22 protein-coding genes are annotated in these 19,803 nt (G+C 34.7%); 7 read left to right on the top strand and 15 right to left on the bottom strand.

Annotated features, from left to right (window positions below):
* The 3 genes from AC4AGG_RS11045 to AC4AGG_RS11035 form a co-directional block, all read right to left on the bottom strand.
* A partial coding sequence (locus AC4AGG_RS11045; protein WP_489772058.1) for a hypothetical protein occupies positions 1 to 882 on the bottom strand: 882 nt, incomplete at its 3' end.
* A gap of 241 nt (positions 883 to 1,123) precedes the next feature.
* Positions 1,124 to 1,378: a hypothetical protein gene (locus tag AC4AGG_RS11040; protein WP_489772057.1), complete on the bottom strand. Its 255-nt coding sequence runs from the start codon at positions 1,376 to 1,378 to the stop codon at positions 1,124 to 1,126.
* A 22-nt stretch (positions 1,379 to 1,400) separates the two neighbouring features.
* A complete protein-coding gene (locus tag AC4AGG_RS11035) occupies positions 1,401 to 1,643 on the bottom strand; it encodes a hypothetical protein (RefSeq protein ID WP_489772056.1) in 243 nt (80 codons plus the stop codon).
* A gap of 136 nt (positions 1,644 to 1,779) precedes the next feature.
* On the opposite strand from AC4AGG_RS11035, the gene AC4AGG_RS11030 reads away from it, so the two are divergent.
* A complete protein-coding gene (locus AC4AGG_RS11030) occupies positions 1,780 to 2,157 on the top strand; it encodes a helix-turn-helix domain-containing protein (protein ID WP_489772055.1) in 378 nt (125 codons plus the stop codon).
* A gap of 196 nt (positions 2,158 to 2,353) precedes the next feature.
* Here the strand turns inward: AC4AGG_RS11030 and AC4AGG_RS11025 are convergent, their stop codons facing one another.
* Positions 2,354 to 2,833, bottom strand: a complete 480-nt coding sequence (locus tag AC4AGG_RS11025) for a hypothetical protein (protein WP_489772054.1) — start codon at positions 2,831 to 2,833, stop codon at positions 2,354 to 2,356.
* A gap of 220 nt (positions 2,834 to 3,053) precedes the next feature.
* Between AC4AGG_RS11025 and AC4AGG_RS11020 the strand changes: the two genes are divergently transcribed.
* Positions 3,054 to 4,268 (top strand): acetyl-CoA C-acyltransferase, encoded by a 1,215-nt coding sequence (locus AC4AGG_RS11020; protein ID WP_489772053.1) that lies wholly within the window; start codon positions 3,054 to 3,056, stop codon positions 4,266 to 4,268.
* An 11-nt stretch (positions 4,269 to 4,279) separates the two neighbouring features.
* Here the strand turns inward: AC4AGG_RS11020 and AC4AGG_RS11015 are convergent, their stop codons facing one another.
* The 11 genes from AC4AGG_RS11015 to AC4AGG_RS10965 all read right to left on the bottom strand — a co-directional run bounded on the left by AC4AGG_RS11015 (position 4,280) and on the right by AC4AGG_RS10965 (position 14,539).
* The gene (locus AC4AGG_RS11015; protein WP_489772052.1) at positions 4,280 to 4,621 is read right to left on the bottom strand and encodes a tRNA-binding protein; all 342 of its coding nucleotides are present in this window, start codon (positions 4,619 to 4,621) and stop codon (positions 4,280 to 4,282) included.
* Between the two features lie 73 nt (positions 4,622 to 4,694).
* Positions 4,695 to 5,366: a porin family protein gene (locus tag AC4AGG_RS11010; RefSeq protein WP_489772051.1), complete on the bottom strand. Its 672-nt coding sequence runs from the start codon at positions 5,364 to 5,366 to the stop codon at positions 4,695 to 4,697.
* 20 nt (positions 5,367 to 5,386) lie between these two features.
* Positions 5,387 to 6,259: a succinate--CoA ligase subunit alpha gene (gene sucD, locus AC4AGG_RS11005; protein ID WP_489772050.1), complete on the bottom strand. Its 873-nt coding sequence runs from the start codon at positions 6,257 to 6,259 to the stop codon at positions 5,387 to 5,389.
* An 88-nt stretch (positions 6,260 to 6,347) separates the two neighbouring features.
* A complete protein-coding gene (locus AC4AGG_RS11000) occupies positions 6,348 to 7,247 on the bottom strand; it encodes a UDP-3-O-(3-hydroxymyristoyl)glucosamine N-acyltransferase (RefSeq protein WP_489772049.1) in 900 nt (299 codons plus the stop codon).
* A 428-nt stretch (positions 7,248 to 7,675) separates the two neighbouring features.
* Positions 7,676 to 8,242 (bottom strand): elongation factor P, encoded by a 567-nt coding sequence (efp, locus tag AC4AGG_RS10995; protein ID WP_489772048.1) that lies wholly within the window; start codon positions 8,240 to 8,242, stop codon positions 7,676 to 7,678.
* Positions 8,243 to 8,319: 77 nt separating this feature from the next.
* On the bottom strand, positions 8,320 to 9,108 hold the full coding sequence (lpxA, locus tag AC4AGG_RS10990) for an acyl-ACP--UDP-N-acetylglucosamine O-acyltransferase (RefSeq protein WP_489772047.1): 789 nt from the start codon (positions 9,106 to 9,108) through the stop codon (positions 8,320 to 8,322).
* Positions 9,109 to 10,506: a bifunctional UDP-3-O-[3-hydroxymyristoyl] N-acetylglucosamine deacetylase/3-hydroxyacyl-ACP dehydratase gene (locus AC4AGG_RS10985; protein WP_489772046.1), complete on the bottom strand. Its 1,398-nt coding sequence runs from the start codon at positions 10,504 to 10,506 to the stop codon at positions 9,109 to 9,111.
* Positions 10,499 to 11,530, bottom strand: coding sequence for a UDP-3-O-(3-hydroxymyristoyl)glucosamine N-acyltransferase (lpxD, locus tag AC4AGG_RS10980; protein ID WP_489772045.1), 1,032 nt, complete (start codon positions 11,528 to 11,530; stop codon positions 10,499 to 10,501). Before lpxD ends, AC4AGG_RS10985 begins: the two co-directional genes overlap by 8 nt.
* Positions 11,531 to 11,737: 207 nt before the next feature.
* Positions 11,738 to 12,952 (bottom strand): HD domain-containing protein, encoded by a 1,215-nt coding sequence (locus AC4AGG_RS10975; protein WP_489772044.1) that lies wholly within the window; start codon positions 12,950 to 12,952, stop codon positions 11,738 to 11,740.
* A gap of 122 nt (positions 12,953 to 13,074) precedes the next feature.
* A complete protein-coding gene (locus tag AC4AGG_RS10970) occupies positions 13,075 to 13,419 on the bottom strand; it encodes a T9SS type A sorting domain-containing protein (RefSeq protein WP_489772043.1) in 345 nt (114 codons plus the stop codon).
* Between the two features lie 241 nt (positions 13,420 to 13,660).
* Positions 13,661 to 14,539 (bottom strand): tetratricopeptide repeat protein, encoded by an 879-nt coding sequence (locus AC4AGG_RS10965; protein WP_489772042.1) that lies wholly within the window; start codon positions 14,537 to 14,539, stop codon positions 13,661 to 13,663.
* Positions 14,540 to 14,568: 29 nt separating this feature from the next.
* Between AC4AGG_RS10965 and AC4AGG_RS10960 the strand changes: the two genes are divergently transcribed.
* The 5 genes from AC4AGG_RS10960 (at position 14,569) to AC4AGG_RS10940 (ending at position 19,799) form a co-directional block, all read left to right on the top strand.
* The gene (locus AC4AGG_RS10960) at positions 14,569 to 15,429 is read left to right on the top strand and encodes a hypothetical protein (protein ID WP_489772041.1); all 861 of its coding nucleotides are present in this window, start codon (positions 14,569 to 14,571) and stop codon (positions 15,427 to 15,429) included.
* Positions 15,330 to 15,857, top strand: coding sequence for a DDE-type integrase/transposase/recombinase (locus tag AC4AGG_RS10955; RefSeq protein ID WP_489772040.1), 528 nt, complete (start codon positions 15,330 to 15,332; stop codon positions 15,855 to 15,857). The genes AC4AGG_RS10960 and AC4AGG_RS10955 overlap by 100 nt, the downstream gene beginning before the upstream one ends.
* A gap of 530 nt (positions 15,858 to 16,387) precedes the next feature.
* Entirely contained in the window at positions 16,388 to 17,929 is a 1,542-nt protein-coding gene (gene porX / locus AC4AGG_RS10950) for a T9SS response regulator signal transducer PorX (RefSeq protein WP_489772039.1), read from the top strand.
* 276 nt (positions 17,930 to 18,205) lie between these two features.
* On the top strand, positions 18,206 to 18,925 hold the full coding sequence (locus AC4AGG_RS10945) for a fibronectin type III domain-containing protein (RefSeq protein ID WP_489772038.1): 720 nt from the start codon (positions 18,206 to 18,208) through the stop codon (positions 18,923 to 18,925).
* A gap of 112 nt (positions 18,926 to 19,037) precedes the next feature.
* Positions 19,038 to 19,799, top strand: a complete 762-nt coding sequence (locus tag AC4AGG_RS10940; protein WP_489772037.1) for an exodeoxyribonuclease III — start codon at positions 19,038 to 19,040, stop codon at positions 19,797 to 19,799.
* Positions 19,800 to 19,803 lie beyond the last annotated feature (4 nt).

Below are 19,803 nucleotides of genomic sequence, written 5' to 3'. Positions count from 1 at the left end.
AGGATTATACCTATAATCTTTTGGTAGCTCGTAATTACTGTCTATGTACTTATAAAAATATAGAGGAGGCATTCCAACGCTTTTTCTATTTTCGTCTATCTTCTGAATATCTTCAACAGTGTATCTTTGAAATGGCAAATAATCAAACTTAAAAGGAACACCATTACTGATTGACTTATCTCGTTCAAATTCAACTAAAATACTTTTACTAACCAAATCTCTCGACACTTGATCCTTGAAAAACGGAATAAAATAATCCCAAACAAAATTATTTTGCCCATAGGTCCCCCTCTGATGCCATAGAATAATTCTAGCACTATCACACCAACCATATTTCCTAGTTAGGTCAATTAATTGTGAAACATTAAGAGAATCCTCTTTCCACATCAACCTATTCAAGTACTTTTCATCTTCTCCTTTTGCAATTAAAGTTCTTAGGTATTGATCTGCAAAGTCAAGCCTTGCAACCTCTTTCTCCAATTCTATCTTTGAAATATTATCAATATTACTGTAATAATTATTTTTTAATATCGAAATTTTACCCTGAATAATCTTATCAAAAGGAGGTCTGTCCTTGTATAATGATACTCTACCACCACTAAAATACTCTTCCGAAAATAAGTAATAATAAGATGATCGATAAATTGCTTTTTCTAAAGCTTTTATTTTATTTAATTCAAAACAAACTTTAGTGAAAATCAATATATTACTTTTTAGCGCATAAGGATTTAACTCAAATGCCTTTTGATACTCTACAAAAGCCCTTTTATAATCATTTCCGTAATAATAATATTGACCGATATATATGTGTTTTTGTGAAACATTAACATTATACTGCGCATTACATAATATCACTAATAGGAGAAAAAAAAGACTTTTCATTTTTAATAACACTTATTATAATTAATTCTTTTTTGACATAAAAGATTAAAGTACTGTTCTTTCCAATTGATTATTATATTACACCTATTTACATTACAATTTGCAAAAATTTATACTTTTATTCAATGATTAAGGTTGAAATAATAATTTTTTTTAGATACAAAAAAGATACTTTGAAAAAAATAGGCTTTATGTAAAGTAAAGCCTATTGAATAATTCTTATGTCTATTTATTATTAAGACTATAAGTCACAAACGCTACTACTAAGATTCGGTTGAATATTATAGTATAACTGCTCACAACCTTGTTCAGTACCATAATCAAAAACACCATCATTATCAGTATCATTCCACTCATCTCTATAATACCATGTATTCGTAATGCCATAACTTTTAGTACTCCAAGTCTTATATGAAGTCTTAGTACCTCCTCCCCATATTTTTTCAAGGTCAATTGATTTATCAATTAATTTCTGATTTTTTTCTAATCTTTTCATAATAATATGTTTTTATTTTTATTTATACTCCTCCATTATGTACCCACACAGTCTTACTGTAAAGAAGATCTCCCGCTGAATTATACGTTTCACGATCTCGCATTTCCACATTAGGACTCGGATTTCCTGATGTAAATTTTGTATAAGATCCATCAAGATTTGGGGATAAACTTGTATCTCCTGCAGAAGGGTCGTAGATTCCGGCTCCACCAATACATTTATGAAGTTGATTACGCTTCATTTTAAAAGTTTTTAATTTTTCCATAACTTAATTTTTATTTGGTTATTAAACAAAATTACAAACAATACTTAGAAGAATCACCAATAAAATTTGCATTTTTTTTGCAATTTTCTTGCAATTTTCGTACAATTTATACATTTTTACAAAAAAAACAAAATAAATGCTACACGAGAAACTACGCAACTGTAGAAAGCAAAAGGGGTTTTCACAAGAACAAATGGCAAAAATATTAAATACAGATACCTCTAATTACTCTCGCAAAGAAAGAGGAGAAGTACGCATCTACGATGAAGAATGGGAAAAAATTGCTAAAATATTGGAAGTCCCTGTAGAAGAAATAAAGGAAGATAATTCAAAATTTTCTTTTCAATTTGATAATTCTACTTTTCACGACCATTCAGGGAGTAATATTACCTACTCCAATATCCCCGATTTTTTTCTTGAAACACAAAAAAAATATATTACAAAATTAGAAGAAGAACTACAACTTCTAAAACAAGAAAACCTAACGCTTCAACAAAAATTACAGGATCTCTAATTATTGTATTTAACCTCATCCCTTTTTGTGTTGGCAAAAAAGTCCTTTGTAAGAAGTTTTGAGCCTTTTAATTGTTGCTATTAGTTTTAGTGTATGTGCTATTACGATCTAACTATTTGCAAAAAGCATAAAAAAATAAGCTTTTAGATAATTTGTAGAACCTAAAAGCTTATAAGGATTTGCAAAAAGCTACTTCCTAAGAGGTCGTGGGTGGTGTTTTGTTAATACGCTTACTAAAACGCATCTTAAGATCATCATACACCGGATTAGCAGTCGTCACCCCTTTTGTTGCAGCTTCTTTTACCGTTCCGTAGTATAGCATCCCCGCAGTCAGTGCTTCACTCCCTGCCAACATCATCGTGTCGGAGATATCCGTCGCCAGTTGCTGAGCCAAATTGGATAAAGGGGTAAGCGCTTCTGTCACCGCTACATCCTTCAGAAATTCTTCTTGACTCATATACGCCGGAGCAAACTCTGGGTTGGTAATTAGATAGTTTTTGATTTTTTGTACTGTAGCCAAAGTCTTATCGCCCATTTTGAAAAGTGACATTCTTTGGTCTGCCGTTAAAGCCTGTAAGTAAGGAGCAAGTGCAGTTTTGCAATCTTGTAACTTCTGAGAAACCTCATCAAGCACTGCTTGTGGAATCTCAACACTGATTTGGTTGTTGGCACTCATATATCTACGATTTTATAAGGTTATATTAGAATATCAAAATTACTTGACATCGCTTAACTAAAAAAGGGGAAAAATCCCCTTTTAAGACTTCTCCTTTTTTTCAGTTTATTATCTAAGTTGGTTATGTTTTATCCACACCTTACTTTCGACAAAGATTTCAGGTAAAGATTTTTAAAATTTTGTACATTTACGCTCCTCATCAAAATAACAAAACCTATATATGAAGAACGCCTATCTTATCGACGGAACTCGCTCAGCCATTGGAAATTTCAAAGGAAGCTTAGCTGCTGTCAGAACCGACGATCTTCTTGCTTCTGTCATCAAAAGTCTCATGAAAAAGAATTCTGAGATACCTTTTGACAAAATTGATGATGTCATCATCGGTTGCGCTAATCAAGCTGGAGAAGACAACCGAAATGTCGCAAGAATGGCTTCTTTGTTAGCAGGACTACCGACAACCGTGCCTGGAGAAACGGTCAATAGATTGTGCGCTTCCGGGATGAGTGCGATTGCACAAGCCAACCGTGCAATTAAGGCAGGAGAAGGTGATATTTTTATTGCTGGTGGCGTCGAAGGAATGACCCGAGCTCCCTACGCAATTTCCAAACCCGAATCTGCATTTGGAACAGATTCCAAAATGTATGATACCAGTTTTGGATGGCGTTTTGTTAATCCTGAAATGGAAAAAATGTACGGAACCGAAGCGATGGGAAAAACAGCCGAAAATCTGGCTGAAATGTATCAAATCTCACGTAATGAACAAGACGAATTTGCGTTAAATTCGCAAATGAAAGCCGTAAAAGCTCAAACGACTGGACGATTGGCTGAAGAAATTTCTGACATTGTCATTCCTCAAAGAAAAGGTGAACCTATTGTTATCAATCGAGACGAATTTATCAAACCCAACACCTCTCTTGAAGTTCTTGGAAAACTGCGTCCTGCCTTCGCAAAAGAAAATGGAACGGTAACCGCAGGAAATGCTTCTGGTCTTAATGATGGAGCAGCTGCAACGATTATTGCTTCAGAAGACGCAGTCAAAGCATATGGTCTAAAACCTCTTGCAAAAATCGTTACTTCTGCAGTGGTGGGTGTAGAACCAAGAATCATGGGAATTGGACCAGTTGACGCTACTCATTTGGCTCTGAAAAGAGCTGGACTAACACTTAACCAAATCGACATTATCGAGATCAATGAAGCTTTTGCAGCACAAAGCATAGCTTGCTTTAAAGAGTTGGGAATTTCTAACGATGATGCTCGAGTAAACGTTAATGGCGGAGCCATTGCTCTTGGCCATCCTCTTGGCATGAGCGGAACGAGAATTACCTATTCTGCTGCTCTTGAATTGCAAAAAACTGGAAAGAAATATGCTTTAGCGACGATGTGTATCGGTGTTGGCCAAGGTTATGCTATTATTTTGGAAAATACCAACATTTAATTAGCTCTAATTTATCCTATTTTAGAACCATTTTTTACAACCTTGTCAGAAGAAAGAAGAGTGACCGCTCCTTCTTCTCCATAAATTCCCATGACCAAAACTTCGCTAAAGAAGTTTTTGATTTGTTTTGGGGGAAAATTGACGACGGCTACAATTTGCTTTCGTATCAATTCTTCTGGTTGATATAACTTTGTTATTTGTGCAGAAGAATTTTTGACACCCAAATCTCCAAAATCAATTTGAAGTTTGATTGCTGGATTACGTACGCCTTCAAAATATTCGGCAGAAATAATGGTTCCTACTCTGATATCTAATTTTTCGAAGTCCTCCCAAGAAATACTTTCTTTGATCATTAATTTTTGTTTTAAAAATAAAAAAATCGCTGAAATAATCAGCGATTTTATGTTAAGTCTATATTTTGCTTTCTTAGTCAAAAATATAATTAAGTCCAATACTTAATACATGTTGAGTCTTCTTACCGGAAATATTTGGGTCATTTCCAGGTTCATTCATCAAACCTTTATAAACATTAGAGAATCCCCAATCATATTTACCCAAAAGTTCAATCTTTCTTTTGTAACTATATCCGATTCCAAAACTAGCAGCAATGTTGAATCCACTAGATTTACCATTAACATCAGGGTGTTTTGGATCATCACCATTTACAGTATAGTATAACTGAGCAGGATCTGAAATCTTTTGATTCAATCTGAAATTAAATCTTGGGCCAACGACTGCAAAAAACTCAGATTCTGCTTCAGAGAAATATCCCTTAAAAAGAATAGGAACACTGATGTAATTGTCTGCATATACAGCATCGTAACCAGCTGATCCTTTTGCATTTTTATCCTTTCCCGTTTCACCTCCACCATAATATTCTACTTCTGGTTGTAAATAGAACTGGTCATCGCTGTCAATTGGAATCAAAGCCAAAACCCCAGCTTGAAAAGTATATCTTGGACCGGAAGGGTTATGTGCGTTTCTAATTCTAGAATAATTCAATCCACCAGTAACTCCATATCGGATATTTTGAGTTTCAACTTGAGCGAAACTAAAAACCGACAAAATAAGTCCTAATGCTAAAAATATTTTTCTCATAAACTTTGTGTTTTCTAATACTATGCTAAAATTTTAGCGATCGTTTTACCGATATCCGCTGGAGAATCTACCACGTTGATTCCGTTAGCTCTCATAATTTCCATTTTAGCTTGTGCTGTATCTTCATCTCCACCAACAATTGCACCTGCGTGTCCCATCGTTCTTCCTTTAGGAGCTGTTTGACCAGCGATAAATCCAACAACTGGTTTCGTCGAACCACTCGCTTTATAATATCTTGCAGCTTCAGCTTCTAGACTTCCTCCGATTTCTCCAATCATCACTACCGCTTCTGTCTCTGGATCATTGATGAACAATTCCAAAGCTTCTTTGGTTGTAGTCCCAATAATCGGGTCTCCCCCAATTCCGATTGCGGTAGAAATTCCGTAACCAGCTCTCACTACTTGGTCAGCTGCTTCGTAAGTTAAAGTACCAGACTTAGAAACGATTCCAACTTTTCCTTTTTTGAATACAAATCCTGGCATAATACCAATTTTTGCCTCATCAGAAGTAATAATTCCAGGGCAGTTAGGTCCAATTAATCTGCAGTCTCTGTCAGCGATATAAGATTTAACCTTAACCATATCAGCAACAGGAATTCCTTCAGTAATAGCGACGATTACTTTGATTCCAGCTTCTGCAGCTTCCATAATTGCATCTGCTGCAAATGCAGGTGGAACAAAAATAATGCTCACATTAGCCCCCGCTTTTGCTACCGCGTCTGCAACGGTGTTGAATACTGGTTTTCCCAAATGCTCAGTTCCTCCTTTTCCTGGAGTTACTCCACCTACTACATTGGTTCCGTATTCAATCATTTGACCTGCGTGGAAAGTTCCTTCGTTACCGGTGAATCCTTGTACGATTACTTTAGAATCTTTGTTGACTAATACTGCCATCTTGTTATTTCTTTATTTAAAGTTTAAAAATATATATTCTACAAAAATACTGATTAAAAATTGTTTAATAAAATCTAAATGGTACTTTTTATAAGTTCTTCAATTTCACTTCTTTTCTTAGATAATCTCTGAATTCTTCTGCAAGAAAGCCAAAATAAGTTCCTTTTTCCAAATCTCGATTCACTCCGCATTTCGCCAAAAGAACCGTTCCGCTTGATACTCTTACTCCAGAAGCCATACCAACTTGTCCCCAAATGGTAACTTCGTCTTCGATTACACAACATCCTGCAATACCGGTTTGCGAAGCAATCAAACATTTTTTACCAATAATGGTATCATGACCAATCTGAATTTGGTTATCCAAAATTGAACCTGCTCCAATTTTCGTAGAATCAGTTACTCCTCTGTCAATCGTACATCCATTTCCGATTTCGACATTATCTTCGATCACAACATTTCCAACCGAAATTAATCTATCAAAATTGCCATCTAATTTTCGGTAGTAAAAAGCATCTCCTCCTAAAACAGTATTCGCTTGAATAACCACATTGTCTCCAATAACCGTCCTATCTCCTATCACAACATTTGGGAAAATATGACAATTTTTTCCAATTTTGACGTCGTTACCCAAGGTTGCAGAAGGATGAATGAAGGTCCCTTCACCAATCTCTGTATTTCCTAAATCTTCTTTGAAGTTATAAATCTTCGTAAAATAAGTGTTGATTTTATTGAAATCGCGGAAAGGATCATCAGAAATAAGTAAAACTTTGCCTTGAGGACAATCCACCTTTTTATCAATCAAGATAATGGTTGCCGCAGAATTAAGTGCTTTATCGTAATATTTGGGATGATTAACAAAAACGATTTCGCCTTCCTTAACCATGTGGATTTCATTGGTTCCTAAAACCGAAAAATTGGCATCTCCAACAAATTCGGCTCCAATAAGTTGCGCTATAGTCTCTAAAGTTTGTGGTTTTTCAAAACGCATATAGAAATTGTATTTTTATGATTTCCCAAATTTACTTGTAAAAAATGAATAATGAAAATGGAGAATGAGGGATGAATGAAGATGGAAGATGAATGATGGATGATGGGTGATGGGTGAAGAGAATTGCAAACTAAAAAAAATCAAATTCTAAGTAAGTGTTGGTTATTCTTTTGTCTTGATACAAAAGAATCAAAAAATCAAGACTTATCTTTTTTGCTAAAATTTTAAATCATTTTCTAAAATTTCCAAAACTCGCACGAATCCAAAATTCACCTTCTTTTTCGCAATTGATGACATGCTCAAACAGTGGAAATTTTTTAACAAAAATATCTTTAAAATTTCTTAACTCAAAAAACTTCAAGGTCAGGGCATCCACATTAATTCAAAAAAAAGCCATCTCAATAATTTGAAATGGCTTTTTATATCATTTATTCTTTTACTCTTTCTAAGTAGCTTCCGTCTTCGGTGCTAACTTTGATTTTGTCTCCTGCTTCAATGAAAAGTGGAACCATTACTCTTGCTCCTGTCTCAACGATAGCATTCTTCAAAGCGTTAGTCGCAGTGTTACCTTTAACACCTGGATCAGCTTCTGTAACCTCTAAATAAACACTTGCAGGAAGTTCGGCAGAAAGTGGAGTCTCATCAACTTCTTTCAAAATGATGGTCACTTCTTCACCTGCTTTCATCAAGTTAGAATTTTCAATCATCTCTTTATTAAGGTATAATTGAGAAAAATCTTCGTTGTTCATGAAGTGAAATCCATTTTCGTCGTCGTACAAATATTGGTATTTTCTTGTAATTACTTTTACTTCATCGATTTTGTGTCCTGCAGAAAAAGTATTGTCGATTACTTTCCCGTTGGTTACAGATTTTAGTTTTGTTCTTACGAAAGCAGGTCCTTTCCCTGGCTTAACGTGTAGAAATTCAACTACCTTATAGATATCATTGCTATATTCAATGCAAAGTCCTTTTTTGATATCGTTACTTGTTGCCATTCTTTTATTTTAATTATAAATTTTGAATTTTAGATTTTAGATTCTCAATTTGAACCACCTCTTCAATGGAAGGGAAGTTACTCCTTACCAGTACCGTATCCTTTAACGATACCTCTTGGAGAGTTTTTGATAAATTCTAGAATTTCGTCCCTTTCTGCTGTTGGAAGCATTTCTTTTTCGATGTAATTCATCGCTTGGGTTACGTTGAGTTTCATTTGAAAAAGAAAACGATAAATTTTCTGAATTTCGAATATTTTGTCATTGGTATAACCTCTTCTTCTTAGCCCAACTGAATTAATTCCGGCATAAGAAATAGGTTCTCTACCTACTTTGATATAGGGAGGGATATCTTTTCTAATCAATGACCCACCTGAAATCATGGTGTGTTTTCCGATTTTACCAAACTGCTGAACCGCAGAAAGTCCACCCATCACAGTGAAATCACCGATTTCAACATGACCTGCAATTCCGCAACCGTTCGCAATAATAACATTGTTTCCAACGATACAATCGTGAGCAATGTGAGAAGTTGCCATAATTAGACAGTTATCTCCAACTTTGGTATATCCTAATGCTTTGGTCCCTCGGTTAACGGTTACACACTCTCTCAATGTAGTGTTATCTCCAATAATGGTCTTGGTATCTTCTCCGTCAAATTTCAAATCCTGAGGAATTGCAGAAATTACGGTACCAGGAAAAATTTTACAATTTTTTCCGATCCTTGCACCATCCATAATGGTCACATTGGAACCAATCCAAGTTCCCTCGTCAATCTCAACATCTGATGCAATGGTAGTAAAAGGTTCTACTACAACATTTTTACCAATTTTTGCTCTTTTGTCAACGGCGGCTAATTGATGAATCATTTATTCGGTTTTATTTTTTGCAACTTGAGCCATAAGTTCAGCTTCCACGACAACGCTATCACCAACATATCCGTAACCTTGCATATGTACAATTCCTCTTCTAATAGGCTCTATTAATTCGATTTTGAAAATCAAAGTATCTCCAGGAACTACTTTTTTCTTGAATTTCACCTTATCTATTTTGATAAAATAAGTTGAATAATTTTCAGGGTCTGGAACGCTTGCCAATACCAAGATTCCTCCCGTCTGCGCTAAAGCTTCTACTTGCAGAACTCCAGGCATTACTGGCTCTTTCGGAAAGTGTCCAACAAAGAAAGGCTCATTGAAAGTCACATTCTTAAGTCCAACAACATGTCGGTCTGACAATTCCAAAACTTTATCTAACAATAAAAACGGGTAACGATGTGGCATTAATTTCATAATCCCATTGATATCGTATACAGGGTCTTTTGACAAATCAAATTCTGGAACATTTTTCTTCTTCATCAATTTCCATTGACGATTCAGTTTTTTTGCAAATTGTGTATTTACAAAATGTCCAGGTTTATTAGCGATTACTTTCCCCTTCAATCTTACTCCTACCAAAGCCAAATCTCCAATAACATCTAATAATTTGTGTCTTGCTGCCTCATTTGGGTAATTTAAGGTAAGATTATCAAGAATTCCGTTTGGTCTGATAGAAACGTGCTCTTTTCCAAAAGCTTTTTTCAATTTTTCAGCAGTTTCTGGAGTCAATTCTTTGTCCACATAAACAATGGCATTGGAAATGTCTCCTCCTTTAATCAAACCATTATCCAAAAGCATCTCTAAATCATGTAAGAAACTAAAAGTTCTCGCAGTCGAAATTTCTCCTTTGAATTCGGTGATATCTCTTAGAGTAGCATTTTGAGTTCCCAAAACTTTGGTCCCAAAATCTACCATCGTTGTTACTTCATAAGTATCTGAAGGAATAATGGTAATCTCTGAACCAGTACTTGGGTCAGAATAACTTAGTACTTCTTTAACGACTAAATATTCTCTATCTATACTTTGTTCAATTATTCCAGCTTCTTCAATTGCTTCTACAAAAAACTTTGAAGAACCATCCATAATAGGAGGTTCGGCACTGTTCATTTCTATATAAGCGTTGTCCACATCACATCCAACCAATGCTGCAAGTACATGCTCGCAAGTATGGATCTTAACTCCAAGTTTTTCAAGAGTTGTTCCACGTTCTGTTGTGGTCACATAGTTAACATCTGCTTCTACTTGAGGACTCCCTTCCAAATCAGTTCTAACAAATACAAATCCAGTATTTTCTTTAGCTGGTTTGAGGGTCATGGTCACCTCCTTTCCCGTGTGTAATCCTACTCCGGAAAGTGACACTTCCTTTTGTAAAGTTTTTTGCAAATCACTCATTAGTTTTCTCTTTTATTTGATTTTCTAATTGATTAATTTTTTTAACGATTTCTGTGAAATTTCTAAAATGCACATAGTTTCGTCTGTAATCACCTGCATTGATAGCTGGCGAACCATACAATGTTTCACCGTCTGTTGTGCTGGAATTAACTCCACTTTGAGCCTGAATCTTCACTTGGTTTCCAATGTTAATATGCCCAACGATTCCCGCTTGACCACCAATCATATTCCAATTACCAATCGTCGTAGAACCAGCAATACCGGCTTGTGCGGCAATAACATTATTTTCACCAATCTTCACATTGTGAGCTATCTGAATGAGATTGTCGATTTTAGTACCATTACCGATAATGGTAGAACCAATCGTTCCTCTATCAATGCTGCAGTTAGAACCAATCTCGACTCTGTCTCCTAACACAACGTTGCCCAATTGGGGAATCTTGTTATATCCATTTTCGGTTGGCTGAAATCCAAATCCATCTCCTCCAATTACCGTATTGGCATGTATCACACAATCATCGCCAATATGGCAATAATCATATATCCTGACTCCACTGTCAATCTTACAATTTTTTCCAATTTTTACATTTTTTCCAATGTAGACCTGGGGATAAATTTGAGATCCATCGCCGATTTTTGAACCTTCAGAGATATAACTAAAAGCGCCAATATAAACCTCCTCACCAATAACCGCTGTTGAGTCAATAAAGACTTGAGCTTCAACACCAGTTTTTCTGGATTGCATTTGTTGGTAAAGATTCATTAAAGTCTGAAAAGACAAATAAGCATCCTTAACAGCAATAATAGTGGGTTTATAAACTTCTTTAGAAAGCAATTTCTCCGAAACGATGAGTACAGAACACTTGGAATCCTCCAAATAAGCACTGAATTTTTCTTGCGCAACAAAGGACAGATGCCCTTCTTCTCCCTGTTCGATTGGAGAAACGCCTGTAATAATGGCATTCTCGTTGCCAATAATTTTGCCGTCGATGAAACCTGCAATTTGCGATGCGGTAAATTCCATATTTTGCAAATATAATTAAATTACCAAATATTTTAAGATTTTGAATAAACTACCCTATAATTTATCAAATAAATTATTGCGTGTTTACCCTATCGTTATTAGCTTTATTAACTTATTATCATTTAATTATCAATCATCACCTACTACCCTTTGCCTATGTCCTGCGTCATCCTTGATTACAATTACATGTTTTTAATTTTGATACTTTTAATCTAACGTTCTTGGATAGAATAAAAAATATCTTGTATGTGGCTCTCCTATTGATGAGGACAAAATTTGATTTTTTGATTTCTCAATAGGAATTTTATCTCCATTTTTATCGAGCAAAATTAAAGATTTTTCCTTTTGGTCGTATGGCAAAAGTGTACGCGAAATTTGTTCTACTAAATCATTAGCAAATTCCTTTGGATACACTTGTATTGCTTTCCTTCTTTTATCTTCGATTTCTTCCTCTGTAAAAGGATTCGCTGAAATTTTAGTTTTGGGAAGATGCCTTTGCATCACACCTTCACATAGATAAGAAAGTAAAAAATCGTCACTTTTCTGCCAAGACTTCATCGCCTGAATGATATCTGTATCGTCCAATTCTGTAAATCGAGTAATATCTTCGGCATTAGCCATATCGGAAGGCTTCTTTTTCAAAAAGTATTGAAGATTGTCCGAGGCTTGTAAATCTGCTCCTTGCAAGGTAAGCTCCTTCGCTCGCTTCATAATCTTCACCAAAGTATGTTCGGACAAGGTCGCAGTCTTATGGAAATAAACTTGCCAGTACATCAACATCCTTGCAGTGAGGAAATTCTCGATTGAATAAATACCTTTTTCGTCGATCACCAGTTCGTCACCTGCAACATTCATCATCGAAATAATTCTCTGCGTATTGATATTACCTTCCGCAACTCCAGTATAGAAGCTATCTCTCTTCAAATAATCCAATCGATCAACATCCAATTGTGATGAAATCAATTGATTGAAAAATTTACGATGATATTTCCCAAGAAACATTTCTATCGCTATTGAAAACTGTCCGTCGAACTCATTATTGAGCTCATTCATCAGAAGTAAAGAAAGCTTCTCATGATGCCAATTATCCATCAACATATTCTCTAACGCATGTGAAAATGGACCATGCCCAATGTCATGTAGCAAAATAGCCAACATTGCTGATTTCTCTTCTTCCTCAGAAACCTTTACTCCTTTTAACTTCAAAGTTTCAAGAGCAGTAAACATCAAATGCATTGCTCCAATAGCATGATGAAATCTCGTATGTGTTGCTCCAGGAAAAATCAAATTAAGCAAACCCGTCTGCGAAATCCTTCGAAGCCTTTGAAAATAAGGATGCTCAATAACATCAAAAATAACTTCGTGTGGAATTTTGACAAATCCGTGCACAGGATCATTAATAATTTTGAATTTATTGAGCATTACTACGCGATGGTTTTAGTTTCAATTTCGTGCAAAAATAATGAATTTAATCATTACAACCTTTTGAAAACAAAAAAGGAGCAAAATAATTGCTCCTTTAAGTTATATAGAAATTTAATTTTCTATTCTTTAATCACTTTCACAGTCTGTGAAGTTCCATCAACAAATTGAAGTTTTAGCATATACATTCCCGACTTCAAGTTGCCCAGTTTCAATTCAGTTGTAGGATTATCAATTTGCTGAATCATTCTACCAGCTAAGTCAAAAACTGCAACAGATTTCACATTCTTCACACTTGAAAGATTCAAAATATCACGGAAAGGATTTGGATAAACTCCAAGACCACTTTTTGCAAATTCTACAGTAGATAAGCTTGAAGAATTTTCTACTTTAAAATTATCTATGAAAAATTCGTAATCCGTGCCGTCAATTGTTGCTCCATCAGTAGCATGCAACGCAAATTTCACATTATTGGAGGTAGTGGTAATATTATGCGAGAAGTTATTGGATGTATTACTTGGACTATTAGCAGCTGTCCAAGTGTGTAATGTTGTCCATGTAGTACCTCCCCCTATTTACAAGAACTCGAACCGCTTAGCAATGATAATCAGTGAATTAGCTTAATTCACAACCTATTACAGAGCTCGAAACATTTGAGATAAGAAATATTTTGGATTCGAAAATTCGAAGTAAGTGAAAAAAAACAATTTAGATTTTCGATTTTATAAAATCTAAAGCTCCTTTTGTTTCTTCCCATAGATGAAGGTTTTCTGCAACATAACACTGAGCCTCATCTGCATAACCGATACTCATATAATCCGGCAGCTTTTTTGGTAATTTTGTTATCCCTAACAAATATCTTGGAACATGCCTGTTGGTATTGACTGCCATAAACCATTCTTCTTCAGCTTCTTTAATTTCATTTTTCTTGATATGATACAATACCTTGTTGTAAGTCCAATTTGCACCATACTCATCAGGATATTCTTTAAGAAGAGCCTCTATTATTTTGAAAGCATTTATTTCTAATGATACTGAAAACAGCTCATATCTTGCTCCCATATTATCATCAGGATTAAGCTTCAAAATTCTGAAGTATTTTTCCACTGCTTCTTCATTTTGGTCTAATAGTGCTAAACATCTTGCAGAATTAAAGAGTGAACGCATGTAAGGACGGGTTTCAATCATCAACCAAAAATGTCCTTCATTTTCTTTAATGAATTTTTTTCCTAGTTTTTTTTCTCCAGCTTTGATTCCCTGCTCATAAAAATCTAATGCTTTTTCAGGAGTATTCTCAATATCTCCAAGATAATTATATACATCTGCATTGTCGGGATCTAATTCTTTTGCCTGCAAAATAAGCTGTTTCGCTTTTTTCGGACTGCTTTCCCATGCTTCATAGATCAAATCTTGCGCCTGATCTTCTTTGCTTTCATTTAACCCGAAATTCAACTCATTTATATTTTTCCCAACGATTCCGTTTAGAAAAGTTCTAATCTCTTCTTCTGAGCGAAGACCCTGCTTTTCCATTTCCTGAACCAATTTTGCCATCGTTTGTTCTGAAGAATTATTTTTTTTATTTGCCATATCTTTACAATTGATTTGAAAACACACCGATGCAAAAATACAAAAAGTATCATACGGATATCAAAACCTGCTATGCTTTAGGCATTCAAAATGAAGTTTTGCCACAAAGATTCATCAAGGAAATCCCCGGTTCTACTTCCCATTATTGGAAAAATGAAAATTCCGAAAAATATATTGGATCTGAATTTTCCAAAAGCATTCGGAATAATCTGGAAGACACCAAAGTATTTCTTGATTCCCGTTTGTACTTCAGCCGAAAAGCATTTATTCAATTTGCCAGAATATACATTGCGTTGATTACTTTGCTTGGAAAAGAAAATATCCGCTCTGTTATTAAAGCCAATCGAAATGTTTTTGTAGCCCTGATTGAAAATCTTTCCGAGGATTTTCCCATTGCTAAAAAAGATATTCTTCGTTTTTTGATGATTTCAAAAAGACAATATTCGTTTTGGTTAAGTGATAGAAAATTCGCCTGTAACACTTCATTGGTCGGACAATGCTTTAAAAGAAGACCCAAGCAGATTTCTAACAGAGAAATTTCCATCCTCAAAAAATATATGAATCTGAGCAAACACAAAACGCGGTGCATCCGTTCCATTTGGGGAAAGGCAATCCGGGATGGAGTTATTTCAATGGCGGAGTCAACCTGGTACAAATACGCTAGAAACTCGGATACTCAGAAGCCAGAAAACCTAAGAAGAAACCTAGAAAGAAAGGCTCTTACAACGCAAAAAGACCGAATGAAACATGGCACATGGATATTTCTCAATACAAAACTCTGGATAATGTTGTGTTTTATATTTATACTGTGGTCGATAATTTTTCGAGGAAAATTATTTCATGGGATATTTCTACCAAGAAATGCTCGAAGATTAGAATGGAAAGCGTGAAGCAAGCCATTAAAAATGAATTTGATGTAGATTTGAAAGATCAAAATCTTGAACTCATTGTAGATGGAGGTTCTGAAAACAACAACAAAACGATTGCTGAATTTATCAAAAATTGCCACATCAATATCAGCAAGAAGATTGCTCTGAAAGATGTTACTTTTTCTAATTCCATTGTGGAAGGACCTTACAAGATCATGAAGTCGTATTACTTCCGTTCCAAAGAAATTCTTTCAACAACGATTTATCAGGAACTGAAATTCTTTATTGAAGATTATAACAATAACCGACCTTGTTACAAACACAAGATTTACACTCCAAGTGAAGTCCACGATAATCCTGAACTGGCAAACTTCAAACTGGTTTTACAAAGTTCCAACCAACAAAGGCTGGAAGAAAACCGCAATTTCTGCTGTAAAATTTCTGCGTAATAGAAGGAATAATATTTATCTTCTCATAATTTTTCCGAATTCACCTATTTTTTTCTCTAAAATATCAAAGATCATTTTCTCTTTTGAAACATTCTGAAAAATCAGATGTTCAAATATACTTTTCTTATCAATTCCTTCTAAAAAGAATCATTTGAATTCTGCACCAAAGCATTCGAATTTTCGAATGCTTTGATATAGAATCTCTTACATTATTTTAACTTTTTGTAAGTATCTTCTTTTCAGAAGGTTGATTGTTTCTCAAACCCCTCTGTTTTTTCATTGGGGTTAATAGAGGAAGCCGAAGTCCATAATATACTAATATTTTTGATAAATAACCAAATTTAATATATATTTTTTAACAAAAAGATGTTTTATAGATGAAAAATCTATAACTACACAAAAAAAACGATTATTACTTTTAACGATATTTTAACTATTTACTCAGTTTTATTTAGCACTTTTTTACAGTTATTTAGCGTAATTTTGGAAATATTTCTCCCAACTAATTAATCATTATTAAAAAACATTGCATGGCAAAAATAATTTGGATCGATGATGAAGTCGATTTACTAAAACCTCATATCGTTTTTCTTGAAAACAAAGGTTACAGGGTAACTCCTGTTAATAACGTCAATGAAGCTCTTGAAATAATAGATCAAGAAAAGTTCCAGTTAGCGCTTTTGGACGAGAATATGCCTGGAATTTCAGGTTTGGAAGCCATTCCTATGCTCAAAGAAAAAGACAGCAGCATGAAGATCGTAATGGTGACTAAAAGTGAAGAGGAACATATTATGGAACAAGCAATTGGCTCCCAAATTTCCGATTATCTTCTAAAACCAATTAATCCCAATCAAGTTTTGCTTTCCCTAAAGAAGAATCTTCAGGAAGATAATTTGGTGGAACAAAAAACCATCCAAGAATATCAACAAGAATTTCGGAATTTATCAATGGAACTTTCCTATATTAGAACTTGGCAAGAATGGGCTGAATATTACAAAAAGATCCTTAACTGGGAAATCAAGTTCGATAGAGTATTTGACAGTGAATTTGCAGACCTTCTTCAAAACCAAAAAGAAGAAGCCAATATCCAGTTTGCAAAATTTATCGAAAAAAATTACGAAGACTGGCTCCACTCTTCGGACAAACCAATGATGAGCCACACTCTTTTCAAAGAAAAAGTTAAACCAGAAATCGAATCTCAAAAAACACTTCTACTAATGATAGATAATTTGAGATATGATCAATGGAAAATGATCGAACCACTTTTTATCAAATTCTACAACAAAGTTTCCGAGGACTACTATTATAGTATACTGCCAACTGCAACTCAGTACGCAAGAAACTCATTTTTCGCAGGACTGTTACCTTCTGAGATTGAAAAAAGATTTCCAGACAAATGGTTCAATGACAATGAAGAAGGAAACAAAAATGAATTTGAGAAAGATTTTCTTATCGATCAAATGAAACGCCTTGGACTTTCGGATAAGACTTCAAAATACCTCAAAGTCCTTAATGCAGACTTCGAACGTAAAATTTTTGAAGACTTTAATCAATACAAAAATTATGATCTGCTTACGATTGTCTACAACTTTATTGACATTCTTTCTCACGCAAAAACTGATAATCACATTGTAGATCAACTAATAAGAGATGATAAAACTTTTCGCTCACTCACGTTGAATTGGTTCGAAAATTCTTCCCTTTTGAAAATCATTAAAGCTGCAGCGGAAAATGGCTTCAAACTTGTAATTACTACAGATCACGGAACCGTTTATGTAAAAAAACCGAGCAAAGTTATTGGTGATCGAGAAACTTCGACCAACATCCGTTACAAAACTGGAAGAAGTTTATCATACGAATCAGGAGATGTTTGGGCAGTTTCTAATCCCGAACGCCTGTTTTTACCTAAAGGAAATTTAAGTTCCAAGTATATTTTTGCGAAGAACAATATATTTTTAGCTTACCCTAAAAACTACAACCACTTCGTTAACTATTATAAAGATACGTATCAACATGGAGGAATATCGCTTGAAGAGTGCATCATTCCGATAAGCATATTAGAGCCCAAGTAATTTTTTTTTCATAGTTTATTTAATTTCTGGGCTAAGACGGGAAGCGAAATCTTGCTTCCCGTCTATTTTTTTTATTAAAACTCAAAATTAAGTTAATTTCATACCGTTTATCTATCAGTAATTTATTGTAAAATATAAATGTAAAACAATATAAATACCCGTCTAATAAACGAAAAATAAGGAAAAAGTATTTTCAAAAAAAAGGAAAAACACTATTAACCAATTTTTATAATACCTCTAATTTTGATTCATACTAACAATCAAAAAAAGACAATTATGAAAACTAAATCTAAAATCCTTGCAATCATCATTGCCGCAAGCTTCAACTTTATAAGTTGTGACGACGAAGTTGTTCCCGTATTACCAACTGTAATAATTTCAAATCAAGCAACCATCGAACCTTATTCATTTAATATTTGGCGCGTCGAGCACCAGGTAACTGACATTGGAACAAGCAACATCTCCCAACACGGACTTCTTGCTGGCCTAAGCACAAATCCAAACACTTCCAGCACAGATCTTATAACTTACACAGTTGAAGTAACAAACCCGCTAACACCAACTTCCACAACCATAGCTGGTTTAGAAGCTAATACCACTTATTATTATAGAGCATATGCAGTCAACACGGAAGGCACAGGTTATAGTGACGAATACACATTCACTACCAAAGATGTCAGAAATACGACTTGGAAATTCACTTTTGAAGATGAGTTTGGAAGCCCGATCCAAGCAAGAGTCACATTTAACGCAAATGGAACTGCAAATTATGAAGATATCAATAACCAAAGTATCACATTCACTGGATCATGGTCAATGAATGGAAGCATCCTTACCTACGATAGAGACACCAGCGACACTTCAATCAATTATATCTATACAGGACTTGTGGCAGGAGCAACAATTGGAGGCGCAACCTATACTTGGGATAGTGACCTTGATGGAACAATCAATAGCTACGAAAATCAGCCTTGGACAGGAAATTTTCTGAATTAATTTATTCAACTTTATATCCTAAATAAGATAATTAAAACCATTTGGATACTTATTACTGACAATTTTATCATTAATTTTACAGGTTAACAGTCTATTATTAATTAAAATCTGAATGAATATCATCACCTACAATGTTAACGGGATTAGAGCGGCGTTTAACAAAGATTTCCTAAGTTGGCTTAAGACAACCAATCCGGATGTAATTTGCTTCCAAGAAAGTAAAGCATCACTCGACCAAATCGACACTACAAGTCTTAGCGAAGCAGGCTATTACAATTATTGGTTTTCCGCACAAAGAAAAGGTTACAGTGGTGTTGGTATTGCCTCCAAAACACTTCCAAAACATATTGAATATGGTTGTGGTATTGAAGCTTACGACAGCGAGGGAAGAATAATAAGAGTGGACTTTGAAGATTTCTCGGTGATCTCGGTCTATGTTCCAAGCGCTTCTAATATCGAAAGATTGGATTTTAAGATGCAATTCTGTTTTGACTTTATGAATTATATTAAAAATCTCAAGAAAGAAATTCCAAATTTGATTATTTCAGGGGACTTTAATATTTGTCACGAAGCCATTGACATCCATGATCCTGTTAGACTCAAAAACGTTTCTGGATTTCTACCCTTGGAAAGAGAATGGATGACACAGTTTATGGAAGAATGCCAATTAATTGACTCATTTAGATTTTTTAATAAAAATCCAGACAACTACACTTGGTGGAGTTACCGCCAAAATTCAAGGGCAAAAAACAAAGGATGGAGATTAGATTACAACTTTGTAACAGAGGAAATGAAGGGCCATTTATCTCGTGCTGTTATCCTTAAAGAGGCCTATCATTCTGATCACTGCCCTGTATTGCTCGGTCTGAAATAAATAA

It is taken from the genome of Chryseobacterium sp. CG10_8 (assembly GCF_058117085.1).
Note: the sequence above shows the minus strand (reverse complement) of the source record. Positions and strands in the feature narration are given on the sequence as shown.

Excerpts from the sequence above, each read along its gene's own strand:
- AC4AGG_RS10965 (WP_489772042.1), bottom strand. The coding sequence starts at position 14,539 with ATGGCAAATAAAAAAAATAATTCTTCAGAACAAACGATGGCAAAATTG.
- AC4AGG_RS11000 (WP_489772049.1), bottom strand. The coding sequence starts at position 7,247 with ATGCGTTTTGAAAAACCACAAACTTTAGAGACTATAGCGCAACTTATT.
- AC4AGG_RS10940 (WP_489772037.1), top strand. The coding sequence starts at position 19,038 with ATGAATATCATCACCTACAATGTTAACGGGATTAGAGCGGCGTTTAAC.
- efp (WP_489772048.1), bottom strand. The coding sequence starts at position 8,242 with ATGGCAACAAGTAACGATATCAAAAAAGGACTTTGCATTGAATATAGC.
- AC4AGG_RS11015 (WP_489772052.1), bottom strand. The coding sequence starts at position 4,621 with ATGATCAAAGAAAGTATTTCTTGGGAGGACTTCGAAAAATTAGATATC.
- lpxA (WP_489772047.1), bottom strand. The coding sequence starts at position 9,108 with ATGATTCATCAATTAGCCGCCGTTGACAAAAGAGCAAAAATTGGTAAA.
- AC4AGG_RS11035 (WP_489772056.1), bottom strand. The coding sequence starts at position 1,643 with ATGGAAAAATTAAAAACTTTTAAAATGAAGCGTAATCAACTTCATAAA.
- AC4AGG_RS11010 (WP_489772051.1), bottom strand. The coding sequence starts at position 5,366 with ATGAGAAAAATATTTTTAGCATTAGGACTTATTTTGTCGGTTTTTAGT.
- sucD (WP_489772050.1), bottom strand. The coding sequence starts at position 6,259 with ATGGCAGTATTAGTCAACAAAGATTCTAAAGTAATCGTACAAGGATTC.
- AC4AGG_RS10945 (WP_489772038.1), top strand. The coding sequence starts at position 18,206 with ATGAAAACTAAATCTAAAATCCTTGCAATCATCATTGCCGCAAGCTTC.
- AC4AGG_RS10960 (WP_489772041.1), top strand. The coding sequence starts at position 14,569 with ATGCAAAAATACAAAAAGTATCATACGGATATCAAAACCTGCTATGCT.
- AC4AGG_RS11025 (WP_489772054.1), bottom strand. The coding sequence starts at position 2,833 with ATGAGTGCCAACAACCAAATCAGTGTTGAGATTCCACAAGCAGTGCTT.
- AC4AGG_RS11020 (WP_489772053.1), top strand. The coding sequence starts at position 3,054 with ATGAAGAACGCCTATCTTATCGACGGAACTCGCTCAGCCATTGGAAAT.
- AC4AGG_RS11030 (WP_489772055.1), top strand. The coding sequence starts at position 1,780 with ATGCTACACGAGAAACTACGCAACTGTAGAAAGCAAAAGGGGTTTTCA.
- AC4AGG_RS10975 (WP_489772044.1), bottom strand. The coding sequence starts at position 12,952 with ATGCTCAATAAATTCAAAATTATTAATGATCCTGTGCACGGATTTGTC.
- porX (WP_489772039.1), top strand. The coding sequence starts at position 16,388 with ATGGCAAAAATAATTTGGATCGATGATGAAGTCGATTTACTAAAACCT.
- lpxD (WP_489772045.1), bottom strand. The coding sequence starts at position 11,530 with ATGGAATTTACCGCATCGCAAATTGCAGGTTTCATCGACGGCAAAATT.
- AC4AGG_RS11040 (WP_489772057.1), bottom strand. The coding sequence starts at position 1,378 with ATGAAAAGATTAGAAAAAAATCAGAAATTAATTGATAAATCAATTGAC.
- AC4AGG_RS10985 (WP_489772046.1), bottom strand. The coding sequence starts at position 10,506 with ATGAGTGATTTGCAAAAAACTTTACAAAAGGAAGTGTCACTTTCCGGA.